Genomic DNA, 16147 nt, shown 5'->3' on the forward strand with positions numbered 1-16147 from the left:
ACATCGCGCCCCAAAAAAACTTTTTGGCGGGTCGGCTGTCGAAACGGCAAGGCAGCACTCGACAAGGCTTCACTGAAACCTGTCGAGGAGAACTGAAATGAGCATTCTTGAAATCGCGCTGGCAAGCCAGATTTGGGCACGCCGTCATGAGAAGCGCGCGCCGGAGTTCCTCGAAAGCGATGGGCTGAAGATTCTCCAGCGCACCGCCTTCGCGTTCCTTGCCTTCACCCTGCTGATAGCAGGGCTGAACCTTGCCGCCGGCACGCCGCAAACGCTTGCGGATGGCTCGGCGTCTGCCGTGGCAGGCAGATGAGGAAACGGCCTATTGGAAGGCCGTTTCGAAGAAGCTGCGCAGTTTGCGCGAATGCAGCGCTTCCTTCGGCATGGCGGCCAGCTTCTGCACGGCGCGGATGCCGATCTGCAGATGCTGGTTGACCTGCGTGCGGTAGAAGGCCGTCGCCATGCCTGGCAGCTTCAATTCGCCGTGCAGCGGCTTGTCGGAGACGCAGAGCAGTGTGCCGTAGGGCACGCGGAAGCGAAAGCCGTTGGCGGCAATCGTTGCCGATTCCATGTCGAGCGCGATGGCGCGCGCCTGGGAAAGCCGCTTCACCGGCCCGCGCTGGTCGCGCAGTTCCCAGTTGCGGTTGTCGATCGTGCCGACCGTGCCGGTGCGCATGATGCGTTTGAGTTCGAAGCCCTCGTAGCCGGTGATTTCGGCAACGGCGGCCTCCAGCGCCACCTGCACTTCGGCGAGCGCCGGAATCGGCACCCAGACCGGCAGGTCATCGTCAAGCACATGGTCTTCGCGCATATAGGCATGGGCGAGCACATAATCGCCGAGCCGCTGGCTGTTGCGAAGCCCGGCGCAGTGGCCGAGCATCAGCCAGGCATGCGGGCGCAGCACCGCGACATGGTCGGTGATCGTCTTGGCGTTGGAGGGGCCGACGCCGATATTGATCATGGTGATCCCGGCATGGCCCTTCTTCTTCAGATGGTAGGCCGGCATTTGCGGGAGGCGGGTCAGTGCCGCATCCGTTTCCGGCACGCTTGAGCCGGGCGGGGTGAGGATGTTGCCGGGCTCGACGAAGGCGGTATAGCCGTCGCCGCCTTCCGCCATCAGCTTGCGCGCCCAACTGCAGAATTCGTCGATATAGAACTGGTAGTTGGTGAACAGCACGAAATTCTGGAAATGCTCGGCATGCGTCGCCGTATAATGCGACAGGCGGGCGAGCGAATAGTCGATGCGCTGCGCGGTGAATGGCGCAAGCGGCGAGGGCTCTCCCGGCGGCGGGATATATTCGCCGTTGGCGATCTCGTCGTCGGTGGTGTTGAGGTCTGGCGTGTCGAAGATATCGCGCATCGGAATGTCGATGAAGGCGGAGGCCGATGCTTCCACATGCGCACCCTCGCCAAAGGCGAAGTGCAGGGGAATCGGCGTCGTCGATTCCGAGACGATGACCGGAACATTGTGGCTCTTCACCAGCAGCGCCAGTTGCTCCTTCAAATAATGCTTGAAAAGCTTCGGCCGAGTGACTGTCGTCGTATAGATACCCGGCGCCGTGACATGGCCGTAGGAAAGGCGCGAATCGACGTGGCCGAAGCTTGTCGTCTCGATGCTGACCTGCGGATAGAAAGCACGGTAGCGCGAGGAGATCGGAGCGCCCTGTGCCAGCTCGGTGAAGCTCTTGATCAGGAACGCCGTATTGCGCTCGTAAAGCGCCGTCAGCGCTTCCACGGCCTTGGCCGGATCATCAAAGCTCTGAGGCTGGAAAGGAGGAGGCGAGGAGATGTCGAGCGGCGACAAGGGGGAGATTCGTTTGTTCATGACGCATTATAGAGAGTTGTTTTTGACAAGCAAACGACGCGCGCCGGCGGAATCCGATTATTTTATCCTTTTTGGTGTCGGATACCGCTCACTGCACCGATGGCGCGCAGAAGGTGCCGTTTTTCTCCAGGCAGGTATAGCTCGCGCCGAAATGCGACTGTGCGCCACCGCCGCCATTGTGCACCACCACCGCCGAAAACGTGATCGCGAAGATCGCCGCAAACAGCGTGATGATGCTGAACCGTCTTGCCAGAATATACATGTCCATCGCCGTTCCCCCGATACGCAACTCTATCGTGACAAGAGTTTTGCCATGGCGCGGCTGAATGAGTGCTGAGATACCGGTTCATCCAGCGTTCAGCTTGCCGGACAGGCTCGGAGCGGGTTGGCAGAGAATTTACACTGGTTCGCCAGGCCAGGCTCAACGCGCTCGGCTTGGCCGGGCCGTCCGGCCGAAGCGGCAGAGGGCCCCGCGTTTGATGATCGTTTTCCAGCTGCCTTATGCGCTTAGAGCCGCGTCCAGGTCTGTGACTTGCAGAGGATCTTCATCACGCAGCCCTGCATTCTCAGCGAATTGCCGGAGATCTTGCCCGAGCCGCTATAGGTCTTGTCGGCGGCCGGGTCGGTGATCTCGCCGGCATAGCTGCCGCCGGTTCCCGCAAGCGTGCCGATCTTCCGGCCGGCATATTTGCCGGTCTTCAGCGTCACGCAATAGCTGCCGCCGCACGACGCGATCACCGCCGTCTCGCCGGCCGCCGTCTTCCAGCTGCCGACGATCGGCTCTTCGGCATGGGCGATGCCTGCGATCATAGCGACGGCGCTGGCGAGAACGAAGCTGCGGATCATCTTTTCCTCCATGATGTCCCTGATCGGGCGCGAAATTAACTGACGCGAACGTAAAGGTAAATATGCGCGGTCATTTTCCATGCCAATGCATGTCGCCCGGAAGTGTGCCGCGGTTCCGGGATACGACATGAGCTAAAGCTCGTTGCATGAATCAAATTCGATGCGACGAGCTTTAGGGGCGGAAAAGGGGTGAGAAAACCGCATCCGGCGGCCTTTCAAAATATCGGCTGCTGATTTCATGATGAACGATCCCTTTATTTTCAGATCTGAATCTTTCGTAAAATTCGAGCGAAAATCCTTTAGCCGCAAGGCATCTGATGTTTAACAAAAACCCAAATTTACCAAGCATTTGCACTTTGTTTGTCTAGAATTAATCATGCATTTTAGGCGTTTTTTGAAAGCCGTTCGGCATAGTGAAGCCATCAAACGAGCGGGGCAAACCCGCCGGACCGCAAGGGCCGCAAGCCGCAATAGACGGCAATGCCCGGAGGTAAAACAGGGTAAGTCATAAACAGGCTAACAGGGATAAAACCGATGGCACGCTTTGAAATGCACAATGCTGAAACGGCCACCATGGGTGGCGACAACAGCGCCGATGTCTTCTGTGATATGGGTCTGATGTATGCGACCGGCCGCGGCTGCGAAGTCGATCTGGTCGCAGCCCACAAATGGCTGAACATCGCCGCAATCAAGGGCAACGACCGCGCCGCCGAGCTTCGTGCGGATGTGGCCGCCGCCATGGACAAGATGCAGATCGTGGCAGCGCTGCGCGCCGCCCGCGAGTGGATGACGGTCCACTGAGACCGTCTCCGATCGATCGACAAAAGCAGCAATAACAACCTCGGAAAGAGGGACTGGCGGGCGCTTCAAACAGGCCCGACGCCAGGAGAAGGGAACCGCGGCCGGATACCTCCACCGGGCGCGGTTCTTTCTATTGGACATAAAAGAGTGAGAGCATGATCTCATGAGAAACCGCCGACAGTTTTCGGCATCATGCTCCATCAGCCGATCTGTTTCAGCACCCCCGGCAGCGCGTTTTCGAGAAGCGCCATATCCGCCTCCGGCCCGACGCTGACGCGAATGCAGCGATTGAGCGGCGCCACGCCGGGCATGCGGATGAAGACGCCGCGTTCCATCAGCCCGTCGACGATCGCCCGCGCATAGGTGCCGTCGCGGCCGGTATCGATCGCCACGAAATTCGTCGCCGAGGGCAGGGGCTCAAACCCGTTTGCCCGGGCAATGCCGCCGATCCGCTCCCGCGCCGCCTGGATTTTCCCGACCACCTCGGCGAGATAGGCCTGGTCCTTGAGGGCGGCGAGCGCCGCCGCCGTCGCCAGCCGGTTCATGCCGAAATGATTGCGGATCTTGTCGAAAGCTTCAGCCGTGCCGGCCGTCGAGATCACGTAGCCGGTGCGTGAGCCGGCCAGTCCATAGGCCTTGGAGAAGGTGCGGGTGCGAACGATGTTCGGCAGTTCGATCAGCGAGGTGATCGACGGCAGCGCCCCTGCCGGACCGGTCTCGCTATAGGCCTCGTCGAGCACCATCATTGTCGTCTCCGGCAGCGCCCGGGCGAAAGCGACGATCCTGTCGGCATCCCACCAGCTTCCCATCGGATTGTCGGGATTGGCGAAATAGACGAGCGGCGCATTCTCGCGCTTTACGGCATCGAGCAACCCGTCGAGATCCTCGCGGTCATTGGCATAGGGAACGGTCACCAGCCGGCCGCCGAAGCCGGCGACATGGAAATTGAAGGTCGGATAGGCGCCGAGCGAGGTGACGACGGGCGCGCCGGGCTCGATCACCAGCCGGACGATCTGGCCGAGCAATTCGTCGATGCCGCTGCCGATGGCGATATTGGCGGGGGATATGCCGAGATGGGCGGCAAGCGCTTGCCGGAGCGCGAAATTCTCCGGGTCATTGTATTTCCAGATATTGCCGGCCTCCTCGCGCATCGCTGCAAACACCGAAGGGGCGGGGCCGAAGCCGTTCTCATTGGCGCCGATGCGTGCCGAAACGGCAAACCCGCGCTGGCGCTCGATCGCTTCGGGGCCGACGAAAGGAACTGTGGAGGGCAGGGCGCCGGCAAGAGGCGTGAAGCGCGAAAAGGCGGACATGCGAAGGCGGTTTCCCGGATATATTGACGATCGGCGCAACAATAGGCCCGGGCACCGCCGACGCAAGCAAGATTATTTCTGCAACGATTTGGTTGTCGGGCTATTCACGCACGGAAGATCGGCGCCCGCCGGGCGGCGATTGCTTCCATGTTGCCGACAAGGAAATCGGTGCGGACGACGCGGCGCAGAACCTCGGGGTCCATGATGTTGATGAACCGCACCCCGATGCGTTCCTTGTGCCGGTAGACCTCCGCACAGCCGATCCGGTAGGCGAGGCCCAGAATGTTGAGATAATAATGTTTCGGCAGGCCGGCCGTGGTCGACACGATAAACGTGGCGCCGCCCTGGGAGATATCGATGATCTCGGCGCTGCGCATCGAGACGCCGGTAAGGCACGGCCGGACGGCGACGATGCGGGCTGGCCGCTTGACGCTGAATTCTTCCCAGCGCAGGTCATAGACGGCGGACTTGACCGTGGCAAGGTGTGTGGCGCGGAGCATAGACATTCACATTCTCCGTCAGTCAGGACGCATTTGGGGTTGATCTCGAGCAACCTGATCTTGATCCCAACTAAGGTCACATGAATGTTTTGCGCATTCGTCAAATATAAAATTACAATTTTAACGAGTTCAAACATTGTTCCCAAGCGGGACGCCTCGATGTTCCTTATCGGGACGCGGCCGGCATAGGCGATCGGCGCTGTTTTCATCGGCAATCCGCAAACCGCCTCTTTGACGCGGAAGAGCCGCCCCGATCGCCGCATCCGATTTCGGCGCAATTTTTCCCGAACTCTTTCAAGTGCCGGGCGTTCTGCTTTGATCGATGAAGCACGGCGCGCTTCGAACGACGACGCGAGGAGTTGAAAATGACCAACGTCAAAATCCCTTGGGAATCATGGGTTGTGGTCTGCGATGGAGCCAAGGCTCTGATCATGCAGAATGCCGGCGATGCCCAGCTGATGAACCTGAAGGTGCTGGAAACCCTGACGCAGCCGAACGCGCCGGATCGCGAGATTGGCGCCGATAAACCCGGCCGGACCCATGCGGCAGACGGCTTCAGCCGCAGCGCTGTCGAGGAAACCAGCTGGCAGGATCAGGCCGAAGCCGAATTTCTCAAACAGGTGGCGGAAAAGCTCGACGCGCTGGTGCAGGAAAAGAGTGCCCATCGCATCGTTATCGTTGCGCCGCCGAAAGCGCTCGGCACATTGCGGCCGGCACTCCGCGCCGATACGCAGGCCGCGATCACCGCTGAGGTGACGAAGGACTATACCAATATGCCGGTCGAAGAGATCGAGCGGCATCTCGCCGCCTGAACTGATAGAAGCCTATCGACAGCGCCGCGCGTCTCGGCGCGCAAAGGACCCTGTACACTTTGAATGACGGGACGCGGGTCTTTACGGCCCGCGTTTTCGTGTCAGATCGACGGCCTCGCTCCAGCAAATAGCTCCTCATGATCGGCAAACAGCGCCGCCAGACGGTCTATGACGATCCTCACCTCCGGCCGTTGCCGCTCGTCATCATGCGCAACGATCCACATGTCATAGGTCAGTTCGTCGATGAGAGGCCCGGCGCGGACGAGCTTGCGGTCCTGATCGCCGATGAAACAGGGGAGGACGCCACGACCGGCGCCCCCGCGGATCAGATGAAAGAGCATATGCGGCGTATTCGTCCAACTGGTGATCCAATAATCCGGCTGTTCGAATGTCCATTTGTCTGCCGGGGTGACGGCAGTATCGGTGCCGAGCGAGATCCAGTTGCAGTTGGCTTCGTCGTAATCCGCCGCCTGGTAAGCCGCATGCGCCACCTTGACCGAGCGGCGGATTGCGACGTTACCGCTGTCCGGCCGGCTGTGGCCAACGGCGATATGCGCCTCGCGGTAGGTGAAATCGACGCTCGCATCGCAGGTCTTGTAGCACATGCGGAAGCTGTCTTTCGGCGTCCAGACGCTGGCCAGATGATCGGCGATGAAGCGCGAGGTCCAGCTGTCGGCGGCCGTCGAGACGATCGGCAGCGTCAGAACCTCGCCGCGCCAGTCGGCGATTGCCCGCGCCGCATCCTGCATCAGCCGCACGCGGTCGAGCAATTCCTGCCCATCTCTGGCGAGCAGATAACCGGTGGGGCCGCGGCTGAACAGCGACCGGCCGGTTACCCGTTCAAGCGCCAGCATGCGCCGGCCGATCGTCGGCGCGCTGAGCCCGGTGCGCGCGGCCGCGGCCGAGAGCCCCCCGCCGGTCGCGACATGGAAGAAAAGCTGCAGGTCGTCCCAGCTCGCATCTTTCATGGATGAAAACCCCCTTTCCCCAGCGCCTCTACATCGCAGGGGCGTGAAGGCTTAGCTCAAGTGCTCCAGCCAATAGATGGAGGATGAAGCAATGCTTCTCAACTGGGTTGTTCTCTTCGAGGAAGTCGAGTCCCGCAATCGCCGCATGCGCCGCGATCCCATGGCCGATCCGCTCGATGGCCGGGAATGGCGCGGACTTCTCTGGATCATTCCGATCATGACGTATCTGGCCTCGAGAAGAGGCGAGACGAGGAGACTGCGCCGCGATGATTCGCGGATCGCAAAAACCCTCAGGTTTCGAAGCTCAGCCGCAGCACGTGGTGCAGGAATTCCGGATTGAGCAGCATGTTGAAGCTGACCGTCACCCATTCGCCTTCGCGCTTGACCATGGTCGCGCCGATCTCGTCATGAATGCCGAGGATTTCGAGGAAGAAATGGCTCGGCATTTCCAGGTTCGGGCTGACTTCGAGCAGTGCGCCGGCGAGCGTGATCGTGCGGATCAGGCAGCGCACCTGCGTTCCGGTGCTGAGATGATGGCCGACGAAGATGATGTTGCCCGGCCTGTCGAGATTGAATTCCCTGTAAGCACGTTCGGGCTTGGGGTGTTCTGTGTCGAGGTGCATCTGAAAGGCCCTTTTAGCCTCCGCTTGTTCTACCACAGGATTATTAGCTGAAGAATGCTGACGGTTGCTGAAGAACATCGATAAGATTGAATATTTGCGGGAAAATCGCACCGATTTCATGCAGATTTGCCCCATATTTGCTCATTCCCCAAATATCCTCATCTCAAGTGCATATGCGCCATTCTTGACATGTCGGCGGCCTTCGCGCATACAAAGGCCGGTTCGAGGCACCGGCCGCTCGCGGATGAAAATTCATGGTGAAGCCCTCGCGATCATGGTCACGGCCCTTTGTGCATGCTGACTGGCGGTAATGCGAGCTCCCATCCACAGTCGAAGAGCATGCCTTGCGAAGGCTCACTCCATGACGACCACCTATCCTGCCATTGACGAATTGAAGGCCCAGGCCAAGCGCCTGCGCCAGGCGATGAATGAACGCGGCACCGCGCTGACCCACAGTGCGGCGCTCGAAATGATTGCCCGCCAGCACGGCGCACGCGACTGGAATACGCTCGCGGCGCTGGCGGCAAAACCCAATGCGGCTGCGAAGACGCCTCTTTTCGTCGGCGCCCATATTCGCGGCCGTTATCTCAATCAGCCGTTCACCGGCGAAATCCTCTCGCTCTCGGCCCTGCCGGGCGGCGATCTCCATAGGATCACCATCCATTTCGACGAGCCGGTGGATGTCGTCACCTTCGAGAGCTTTTCAGCCTTTCGCCGGCGTGTGAATGCGCAGATCGATGCCGATGGCGTCTCGCCGAGGAAGACCTCGAACGGCGTGCCGCATCTGGTGCTCGATCTCTAAATTGCCTCCGATTCCCTTTGCGGCCGTCTGAATCCGGGTGTTTTAAACCCGGATCGGACCTCGCCCGATATCGCACGGATTTCCCCATGACCGATCCTTTAGAAGGCAATATCTTCCTCACCGGCTGGCTGCCGGCCGTTTTCCTCAGAACGGCGGCGCCGATCGTCGCGATCACCACCGTCAACGGCCTCTTCACCATCGTCGACGCCTATTTCCTCGGCACCTATGTCGGCCCCGACGCGCTCTCTGCCGTCAGCCTGATCTTTCCGGGGCTGATGCTACTGATCGCTTTGCAATCGCTGGTCTCGAACGGCATGGCGAGCATTCTCGCCCGCCGGCTTGGTGCTGGTGATAGTCAGGGCGCGGGCAGGGTATTCACAGGCGCCCACACGCTGGCGCTGGCCGTCACTCTGATCCTCAACATCCTCTTCTGGACCCTCGGCCGGCAGATCATCGACGCCGGTGCCGGCACGGCTGCGATAGCCGATGGCGCCATGCTGTTCATGGGCGCGATGATCGCCTTCGCGCCGGTGAGCTTTTTCCTGTCGCTGCATCTCGACGGATTGCGCTGCGAAGGCAGGATCGGATTCATGACGCTGGTCACGCTGTCGGCCTCGCTGCTCAACATCCTCGCCAACTGGCTGTTCATGGCGGTGATGCATTGGGGCGTGTTGGGTTCGGTGGCCGGCTCCATCGCATCGCAATTCGTCTGTCTTACCGCCGTGCTGACCTATCGCTGGCGCCGGTCGACGGCACTCAGGCCCTATCGAGGATTCGCACCTGCCGAATGGCGCGGCATCGTCGCCTTCGGCGCCCCGATGAGCCTCGGCTTCATCGGCATATCGCTGGCATCAGCCGCCATTCTCGTCAACGTCGCGCTCTGGAGCACCCATGATCGTGTCGCGACGGTTGCCGCCTACGGCATCATCACCCGGATCATGACCTTCACCTATCTGCCGCTGCTTGGCCTCAGCATCGCGCTGCAGACGATCGCCGGCAACAATCATGGTGCCGGCCTCGGGCCTCGCGTCGGCCGCAGCCTGCGGATGGCCATGCTTGCGGCGCTCGTCTATTGCCCCCTGGTGGAAATCACCGTCGAACTGTTGGCCGGCCGCCTTGGCGCGGTCTTCGTCGCTGATCCCGCCATTGTCGCCGAGGTCGGGCGAATTCTGCCCTGGACGATCGGCGCCTATTTTCTCTTCGGGCAGATGCTGATCCTGTCGTCCTATTTCCAATCGATCGGCGATGCGCCGCGTGCGGCGATCTTCGGCCTGTCGCGGCCCTATCTGCTCACCCTGCCGCTCACCTTCCTGCTGCCCTTTATCTTCGGCGAGCAGGGGATCTGGATGGTGCCGGTCTTTGCCGAGGCAGGCATGGTCGCCCTCGCCTTGCTGGTGCTGTCTCAGAATGCAAAACGTCGCGGCTGGCGCTACGGACTTCTGCCTGCGTGAGATGACAAAGCCGCGCCAATGAGCGCGGCTTTGTCAGGCATCTATTCCGTCCCAGGCGGCCTATGATGCGAAGAACGGCGGTTGCTGCCTGATATGGGGATATTCGAGCTATGCATGATGATCCTCCATCCTTGTCGGATGGAGGCAGTGAACCATCAGCAATGGCTTGGCGCTGTCAGATTATTTAGCGATTCGCAGGCGCGCTTATGCTTTCAGCAGCCATTCGTGCTCGGCCGCATTGTGGAATTTCCAGATTCGCTTCGGCCCGGCCATGACGTTGAGGTAGTAGAGATCGTAGCCGTGCGTTGCTGCGCAAGGATGGTAGCCCTTCGGCACCAGCGTCACGTCGCCGTCCTCGATCGCCATTGCTTCGTCGAGCGAGCGATCGTCGGTATAGACGCGCTGGAAACCGAAACCCTGCGGCGGGTTGAGGCGATGATAATAGGTCTCTTCCAGGAAGCTCTCGTTCGGCAGGTCGTCCTGGTCGTGCTTGTGCGGCGGATAGGAGGAGGTGTGGCCGCCCGGCGTGATCACCTCGACGACCAGCAGCGAATGCGCCGAGCTGTCGTCCTCAGGCATGATATTGTTGACGTAGCGCACATTCGTGCCCTTGCCGCGCGTCACTTGCGGATGCGTGCCGGGCGGAATCTCCTTCGCCTGATAAGTGCCGCCACCGGGGGCCGAGCAGACAGCGAGTTCCAGATCGGTCTCCGCCGTGACCGACCAGGTCGATTCCGTCGGAATATAGAGCGCATGCGGCGCGCCTTCGAACGGGGTCATGCGGCCGCCGAGCGTGCCGAAATCCCGGGTGCCGGCCGACGCCTTGCCCTTGCCGGTGACCCAGACGAGGCAGACTTCGCGGTCGCTGGTCTCTCCCGAAACCGTCTCGCCCGGCTTTATCCGGTGCAGATCGAAGCCGACATAGGTCCAGCCGGCATTCTCAGGCGTGACATGCGTGACACGGCCCTGCGTGCCGGATGGTTTGACCTTGAGGTTTGGCATAGGTGGTTCTCCTCGTACATTGAAATTCCCCTCCCCAAACCCCTCCCCACAAGGGGGAGGGGCTTAATCTGCGGCGCTGTCTCACCCATATTGCGGCGTTCCTTTCGCAAGGTGGCGGCTGTCTGGAGCAGGGCGGTGCCTCAAGTTAAGTCCCTCCCCCTTGTGGGGAGGGGTTGGGGAGGGGTTTTCTTTTCCGTTATCCCTTGGGAAAACCTTCGGTCTCCACCGTATAGCCCGCGGCCGTCATCACCCGCATCAATTCGGCATGGCCGATCTCGGCCATTTTCTGCGGCGGCGCCTTGCGCGGATCCTGTTCGGCCTCGACGACGAACCAGCCTTCATAGCCGTGGTCGGCAAGCCGCTGGACGATGGCGCCGAAATCAAGCGAGCCGTCGCCCGGTACCGTGAAGGCGCCGAGCGCCACCGCGTCGAGGAAGGACTGACGGCTGCGGTCGAGCCCGTCGACCACGGACTTACGGATATCCTTGACGTGGACGTGATTGATGCGGGCGTGGTGGTTCCCGATGGCGCGTAGCACATCGCCGCCGGCAAAGGCGAGATGTCCGGCATCGAGCAGCAGCGGAATGCCTGCACCCGAAGAGCGCATGAAGGCGTCGAGTTCCGGCTCGGTTTCGACGACGGCTGCCATATGGTGGTGGTAGGAGAGCGGCATGCCCTGCTCGGCGCACCATTCGCCGAACTCGGTGACGCGGCGCCCATAGGCTTTCATCTCGTCGTCGGAAAGGCGCGGCTTGGTGGCGAGCGGCTTGGAACGGTCGCCCTGGATGGAGCGGCCGACTTCGCCATAGACGATGCACGGCGCATTGACCGCCTTGAACAGCTCGATCATCGGAGCGATGCGGTCTTTGTTGGCGGCAAGCTCCTCATTGACAAGCGTGCCGGAGAACCAGCCGCCGCACAGCGTCACATCGGCGGCGCGCAGAATGGGCAGCATTTCCTCCGGATTGCCAGGGAAACGGCGGCCCTGTTCCATGCCGGTGAAACCGGCGCCGCGCGATTGCCGCAGGCATTCCTCGAGGGACACATCGTCGCTGAGTTCCGGAAGATCGTCGTTCCACCACGCGATGGGCGACATGCCGAGTTTGGCCTTCATCTATAGTCTCCTTAAAAATAGTGCGGAAGAGTGGGTCGCTCCTCCGGAAAAATGACAGCAGTCGAATCAGCCGATGCGCTGGGCAGCGCGCGCTTCGACGTAACCCTTGCGCGCTTCGTTGACCTGTTCGCGCGGGCTGACCTCCGGCACCGCGACATCCCACCAGTGGCCGCCGGCTTCCGTTGTGATCAGCGGATCGGTGTCGATGAGGAAGACCGAGGTGCGGTCGTTCTTCTTCGAATCGGCGATCGCCTGCTCGAGCTCGGCGATCGAGCTGACCTTGACGGCGATGGCCCCCATGCTTTCGGCATGCGCACGGAAATCGATTTCCGGCATCACCTCGTGATAGGAGTCCTTGAGCAGATTGTTGAAGTTGGCGCCGCCGGTTCCCATCTGCAATCGGTTGATGCAGCCATAGCCGCGATTGTCGAGCACGACGATGTTGAGCTTGAGGCCGAGCATGACCGAGGTGGCGATCTCGGAGTTCATCATCATGTAGGAACCGTCGCCGACCATGACGACGACCTCGCGTTCGGGATGCGCCATCTTGGCGCCGAGCCCGCCGGCGATCTCGTAGCCCATGCAGGAAAAGCCATATTCCATGTGATAGCTGCCTGGCGCCGTCGCCGGCCAGAGCTTATGCAATTCGCCGGGAAGACCGCCGGCGGCGCAGAGAACCGTCGTATTTTCGCCGCCGATGGTGCGCGCCACCGCGCCGATCACCTGGGCGTCGGAGGGAAGGGCGGCATTGGTCGTCGCCATGGCCTTGGCGGCAGCTTCCATCCAGATCTTCTTCTCGGCCGCGGCCTTCTCGGCCAGTGCTGCCGGCGCCTTCCAGCCGGAAAGGCCCGCCGTAAGCGCCTTCAGCCCTTCGCGGGCATCGGCCACAACAGGATGGCTGTCATGCTTCACCGCGTCATAGGCGGCGATGTTGAGCCCGATCATTTTGAGGCTGTCGTTCTTGAACAGCGCCCAGGAGCCGGTGGTGAAATCCTGGCAGCGCGTGCCGACGGCGATGACCAGATCCGTCTCCTCAGCGATCGCATTCGCCGCCGACGTGCCGGTGACGCCGACCGAGCCGAGCGCCAGCGGGTGGGTCTCGTTGATCGACGACTTGCCGGCCTGGGTGACGACGACGGGAATGGCGTGGGTCTCGGCAAAAGCGGTCAGCTCCTTCGTCGCCTGCGAATACAGCACGCCGCCGCCGGCGACGATCACCGGCTTCTGCGACGCCTTGATCAACGCGATGGCATTGGCCAACTCGTCCGCATCCGGCTGCGGCCGGCGGGTCGCCCAGATTTTTTCATCGAACAGGCTTTCCGGATAGTCATAGGCCTCCGCCTGAACGTCCTGGCAGAGCGACAAGGTCACCGGGCCGCAATCCAGCGGGTCGGTCAGTACCTGCATGGCACGCTTCAGCGCCGAAATGATCTGCTCGGGCCGGGTGATCCGGTCGAAATAGCGCGAAACCGGACGGAAGGCGTCATTGGCCGATACCGTGCCGTCGCCGAAATCCTCGATCTGCTGCAGCACCGGATCCGGTGCGCGATTGGCGAAGACGTCGCCCGGCAGGAAGAGAACGGGAATGCGGTTGACATGCGCGACACCGGCGGCGGTCACCATGTTCAGCGCGCCGGGACCGATCGAGGTGGTGCAGGCCATGAAGCGCGTGCGGAAATTCGCCTTGGCATAGGCGATGGCGGCATGCGCCATGCCCTGTTCGTTGTGGGCGCGATAGGTCGTCAGTTCGCCACGTACCTGATAAAGCGCCTCGCCAATGCCGGCGACGTTGCCGTGGCCGAAGATCGCCCAGACACCGCCGAAGATCGGCACCTTCTTGCCGTCGACAACAGTCATCTGCTTTTTGAGGAAATGCGCGACGGCCTGCGCCATCGTCAACCGAATCGTCTTGCCCATCGGGGCCTCCCGCAATCTTCGCTCTCGTTGGTTTCCCCTCCCCAACCCCTCCCCACAAGGGGGAGGGGCTAACTCGTGGGGCTCGCCGCATTTCACCGCAACCTTGCGTCCGCAAGACAGCTCGTTTGTGGCGTAAAGCGATGCCTCAACTTAAGTCCCTCCCCCTTGTGGGGAGGGGTTGGGGAGGGGTCTAATTTATATCCTACTGAAGCCCACGCGTCTTCAGCCAGGCTTCCGTCAATTGCCGGAAACGGCCGGCCATGTCTGCGATCGCCTCCTCGTCATTCATGCTGCCCGAAAGCCAGGCGCGCGCTGCATCGGCAAAGATCGTCCGGCCAACGGCAAAGCCCTTCACGGAAGGGGCGGCCAGCGTCGCCTCGAAGCAGGATATCAGCTCCTCGGCGGGCGCCTCGAGCCCGAGCAGCACGATACCGCGGCACCATGGATCATTTTTGGCGATCACCGCATCGATCTTCTTCCAGGCTTCGCTCGATGCCTGCGGCTCCAGCTTCCACCAGTCCGGCTTGATGCCGAGCGCATAGAGCTCTTCCAGCGCGATCGCGATCGTATCGTCGCTAAGCGGCCCGTTCTTGCCGGCGATGATCTCCACCAGCAGCTCTCGCCCGACCTTGCGGGCCGCTTCGAACAGCGTGCGTAGCTTCTCCTGCTGCTCGCTCTTCAATTCGGCCGGATCGTCGGGATGATAGAAGCACAGGCACTTGATGCAATGGCCGAGCGGCCATTCCACCAGCTGCGAGCCGATATCCTGGCTGAATTCGAAGCGCAGCGGCTTCGAACCCGGCAGTTCCACCGGCCGGCCGATCCAGGAGAAATTCTTCGTCGCCGCGTCGAAGAAGGCGTCGCGGCCGAAACGTTCGTCGATCAGCATGCCGTAGCCGTCGCGGCCGTTCGAAACCCGCGCCGCCGCCGAGACCGCCAGCCGCTTGAAGGCGACGATCTTCTCATGGCCGATGCCGAGTTCGTCGGCGACGCTGACCAGCTGCGAACGGTGGTCGATCGCCAGCGCCATCAGCAGCGGAATGTCGCCGCGCCGGGTCGATGCCCAGTGGATATGGTTGATCGCCTCGTCCTTGCGCAGCGCCCGATGCTGGCTGCCGGTCTTCAGGAAGAAATCGAGTTCCGCCCAGGTTGGATATTCCGGCGAACACAGCAGGCGGGAAACGGCGAAGGCGCCGCAGGCATTGGCCCAGGTGGCGCAGGTCTTCAGCGGCTCGTCGCGCAGGAAGCCGCGCAGGAAGCCGGACATGAAGGCATCGCCGGCGCCGAGCACGTTGAAGACTTCGATCGGGAAACCCTCGCCGACGATGCCGGCTTCGAGGTCGTCGGCGATCGGCCCGTCATAGACGATGCAGCCCATGGCGCCGCGCTTGAGCACGATCGTCGCCGGCGACAGGCGGCGAATCTCCTTCAGCGCGCCGAGCACGTCGTCGGCGCCGGAAGCGATCAGGATTTCCTCTTCGGTGCCGACGATGAGATCGCAATCCGGCAGCGTCTCCTTCATCTTCGAGGAGACCCGGTCGGATTTCACGTAGCGCTCGAAGCCTTCCGCGTGGCCGGCAAGGCCCCAGAGGTTCGGCCGGTAGTCGATGTCGAAGATCACCTTGCGGCCGTTCGCCTTGGCGATGCGGATCGCCTTGCGTTGCGCGGCCTCGGTATTCGGCCTCGAAAAATGCGTGCCGGAAACCAGGACGGCGCGTGACGATTTGATGAAATTCTCGTCGATATCGCCTTCATCGAGCGCCATGTCGGCGCAGTCGGAGCGATAGAAGATCATCGGCGACACGCCCTCGGCCTCGACCGCAAGCAGCACCAGCGCCGTCAGACGCTCCTTGTCAGTGACGATCCCGTCTGTTGCCACACCTTCGCGCGCCGACTGCTCGCGGATGAAACGCCCCATCTGCTCGTCGCCGACGCGGGTGATGAGGCCGGATTTGAGGCCGAGTCGCGCCGTGCCGATGGCGATATTGGCCGGGCAGCCGCCGACGGATTTGGCGAAGGAGGCGATATCCTCCAATCGCGAACCGATCTGCTGGCCGTAAAGATCGACCGAGGAGCGGCCGATTGTGATTACATCAAGCGCCGGCTCCGGCTGTGAGCTCGGATTCGATTGTACCATGATGTCCTCCCGCTAGATTTTGCGCGGCTTTCAGTG

General features: G+C 61.6%; 17 protein-coding genes. 6 read left to right on the forward strand and 11 right to left on the reverse strand.

Annotation, left to right across the window (positions count from 1 at the left end; translation table 11 throughout):
• The first annotated feature begins 97 nt into the window (after window positions 1–97).
• Window positions 98–313 carry a hypothetical protein gene (locus BBJ66_RS22970; RefSeq protein ID WP_049733841.1) on the forward strand — a complete coding sequence of 72 codons (216 nt, stop codon included), beginning with the start codon at window positions 98–100 and terminating at the stop codon, window positions 311–313.
• Window positions 314–322: 9 nt separating this feature from the next.
• On the opposite strand, the gene BBJ66_RS22975 is transcribed toward BBJ66_RS22970, so the two are convergent.
• The 3 genes from BBJ66_RS22975 to BBJ66_RS22985 all read right to left on the reverse strand — a co-directional run bounded on the left by BBJ66_RS22975 (window position 323) and on the right by BBJ66_RS22985 (window position 2671).
• Window positions 323–1825, reverse strand: coding sequence for an AMP nucleosidase (locus tag BBJ66_RS22975; RefSeq protein ID WP_071090046.1), 1503 nt, complete (start codon window positions 1823–1825; stop codon window positions 323–325).
• A gap of 88 nt (window positions 1826–1913) precedes the next feature.
• A complete protein-coding gene (locus BBJ66_RS22980; protein WP_037093780.1) occupies window positions 1914–2093 on the reverse strand; it encodes a hypothetical protein in 180 nt (59 codons plus the stop codon).
• A gap of 239 nt (window positions 2094–2332) precedes the next feature.
• Window positions 2333–2671, reverse strand: coding sequence for a DUF2147 domain-containing protein (locus tag BBJ66_RS22985; RefSeq protein WP_071090557.1), 339 nt, complete (start codon window positions 2669–2671; stop codon window positions 2333–2335).
• Window positions 2672–3205: 534 nt separating this feature from the next.
• On the opposite strand from BBJ66_RS22985, the gene BBJ66_RS22990 reads away from it, so the two are divergent.
• On the forward strand, window positions 3206–3472 hold the full coding sequence (locus BBJ66_RS22990; protein WP_071090049.1) for an SEL1-like repeat protein: 267 nt from the start codon (window positions 3206–3208) through the stop codon (window positions 3470–3472).
• Between the two features lie 200 nt (window positions 3473–3672).
• Here BBJ66_RS22990 and BBJ66_RS22995 read toward each other — a convergent pair whose 3' ends face one another.
• Window positions 3673–4785, reverse strand: a complete 1113-nt coding sequence (locus BBJ66_RS22995; protein WP_071090052.1) for a pyridoxal phosphate-dependent aminotransferase — start codon at window positions 4783–4785, stop codon at window positions 3673–3675.
• A 104-nt stretch (window positions 4786–4889) separates the two neighbouring features.
• On the reverse strand, window positions 4890–5291 hold the full coding sequence (locus BBJ66_RS23000) for a pilus protein PilZ (RefSeq protein WP_003569234.1): 402 nt from the start codon (window positions 5289–5291) through the stop codon (window positions 4890–4892).
• 359 nt (window positions 5292–5650) lie between these two features.
• On the opposite strand from BBJ66_RS23000, the gene BBJ66_RS23005 reads away from it, so the two are divergent.
• On the forward strand, window positions 5651–6097 hold the full coding sequence (locus tag BBJ66_RS23005) for a baeRF12 domain-containing protein (RefSeq protein WP_071090054.1): 447 nt from the start codon (window positions 5651–5653) through the stop codon (window positions 6095–6097).
• 101 nt (window positions 6098–6198) lie between these two features.
• Here the strand turns inward: BBJ66_RS23005 and BBJ66_RS23010 are convergent, their stop codons facing one another.
• Window positions 6199–7065: a LysR family transcriptional regulator gene (locus BBJ66_RS23010; RefSeq protein WP_071090057.1), complete on the reverse strand. Its 867-nt coding sequence runs from the start codon at window positions 7063–7065 to the stop codon at window positions 6199–6201.
• Between the two features lie 91 nt (window positions 7066–7156).
• Between BBJ66_RS23010 and BBJ66_RS35475 the strand changes: the two genes are divergently transcribed.
• Window positions 7157–7405 carry a hypothetical protein gene (locus BBJ66_RS35475; RefSeq protein WP_083335608.1) on the forward strand — a complete coding sequence of 83 codons (249 nt, stop codon included), beginning with the start codon at window positions 7157–7159 and terminating at the stop codon, window positions 7403–7405.
• Here the strand turns inward: BBJ66_RS35475 and BBJ66_RS23015 are convergent.
• Entirely contained in the window at window positions 7356–7688 is a 333-nt protein-coding gene (locus BBJ66_RS23015) for a hypothetical protein (protein ID WP_049733849.1), read from the reverse strand. The genes BBJ66_RS35475 and BBJ66_RS23015 overlap by 50 nt on opposite strands.
• Before the next feature lie 361 nt (window positions 7689–8049).
• On the opposite strand from BBJ66_RS23015, the gene BBJ66_RS23020 reads away from it, so the two are divergent.
• Window positions 8050–8490 (forward strand): glyoxalase superfamily protein, encoded by a 441-nt coding sequence (locus tag BBJ66_RS23020; RefSeq protein WP_049733850.1) that lies wholly within the window; start codon window positions 8050–8052, stop codon window positions 8488–8490.
• Window positions 8491–8576: 86 nt separating this feature from the next.
• Complete coding sequence (locus tag BBJ66_RS23025) at window positions 8577–9941, forward strand: MATE family efflux transporter (RefSeq protein WP_071090060.1); 1365 nt, start codon at window positions 8577–8579, stop codon at window positions 9939–9941.
• Window positions 9942–10145: 204 nt separating this feature from the next.
• Here BBJ66_RS23025 and iolB read toward each other — a convergent pair whose 3' ends face one another.
• From iolB to BBJ66_RS23045, 4 genes are all read right to left on the reverse strand, one after another.
• Window positions 10146–10943 (reverse strand): 5-deoxy-glucuronate isomerase, encoded by a 798-nt coding sequence (iolB, locus tag BBJ66_RS23030; RefSeq protein WP_071090064.1) that lies wholly within the window; start codon window positions 10941–10943, stop codon window positions 10146–10148.
• A gap of 196 nt (window positions 10944–11139) precedes the next feature.
• A complete protein-coding gene (iolE, locus tag BBJ66_RS23035) occupies window positions 11140–12057 on the reverse strand; it encodes a myo-inosose-2 dehydratase (RefSeq protein ID WP_071090067.1) in 918 nt (305 codons plus the stop codon).
• Window positions 12058–12123: 66 nt separating this feature from the next.
• Window positions 12124–13974, reverse strand: coding sequence for a 3D-(3,5/4)-trihydroxycyclohexane-1,2-dione acylhydrolase (decyclizing) (iolD, locus tag BBJ66_RS23040; RefSeq protein WP_071090069.1), 1851 nt, complete (start codon window positions 13972–13974; stop codon window positions 12124–12126).
• A gap of 202 nt (window positions 13975–14176) precedes the next feature.
• Window positions 14177–16111, reverse strand: coding sequence for a bifunctional 5-dehydro-2-deoxygluconokinase/5-dehydro-2-deoxyphosphogluconate aldolase (locus BBJ66_RS23045; RefSeq protein ID WP_071090072.1), 1935 nt, complete (start codon window positions 16109–16111; stop codon window positions 14177–14179).
• Window positions 16112–16147 lie beyond the last annotated feature (36 nt).

This window comes from Rhizobium sp. RSm-3 (assembly GCF_001854685.1).
Taxonomy (GTDB): Bacteria; Pseudomonadota; Alphaproteobacteria; order Rhizobiales; family Rhizobiaceae; genus Rhizobium; species Rhizobium ecuadorense.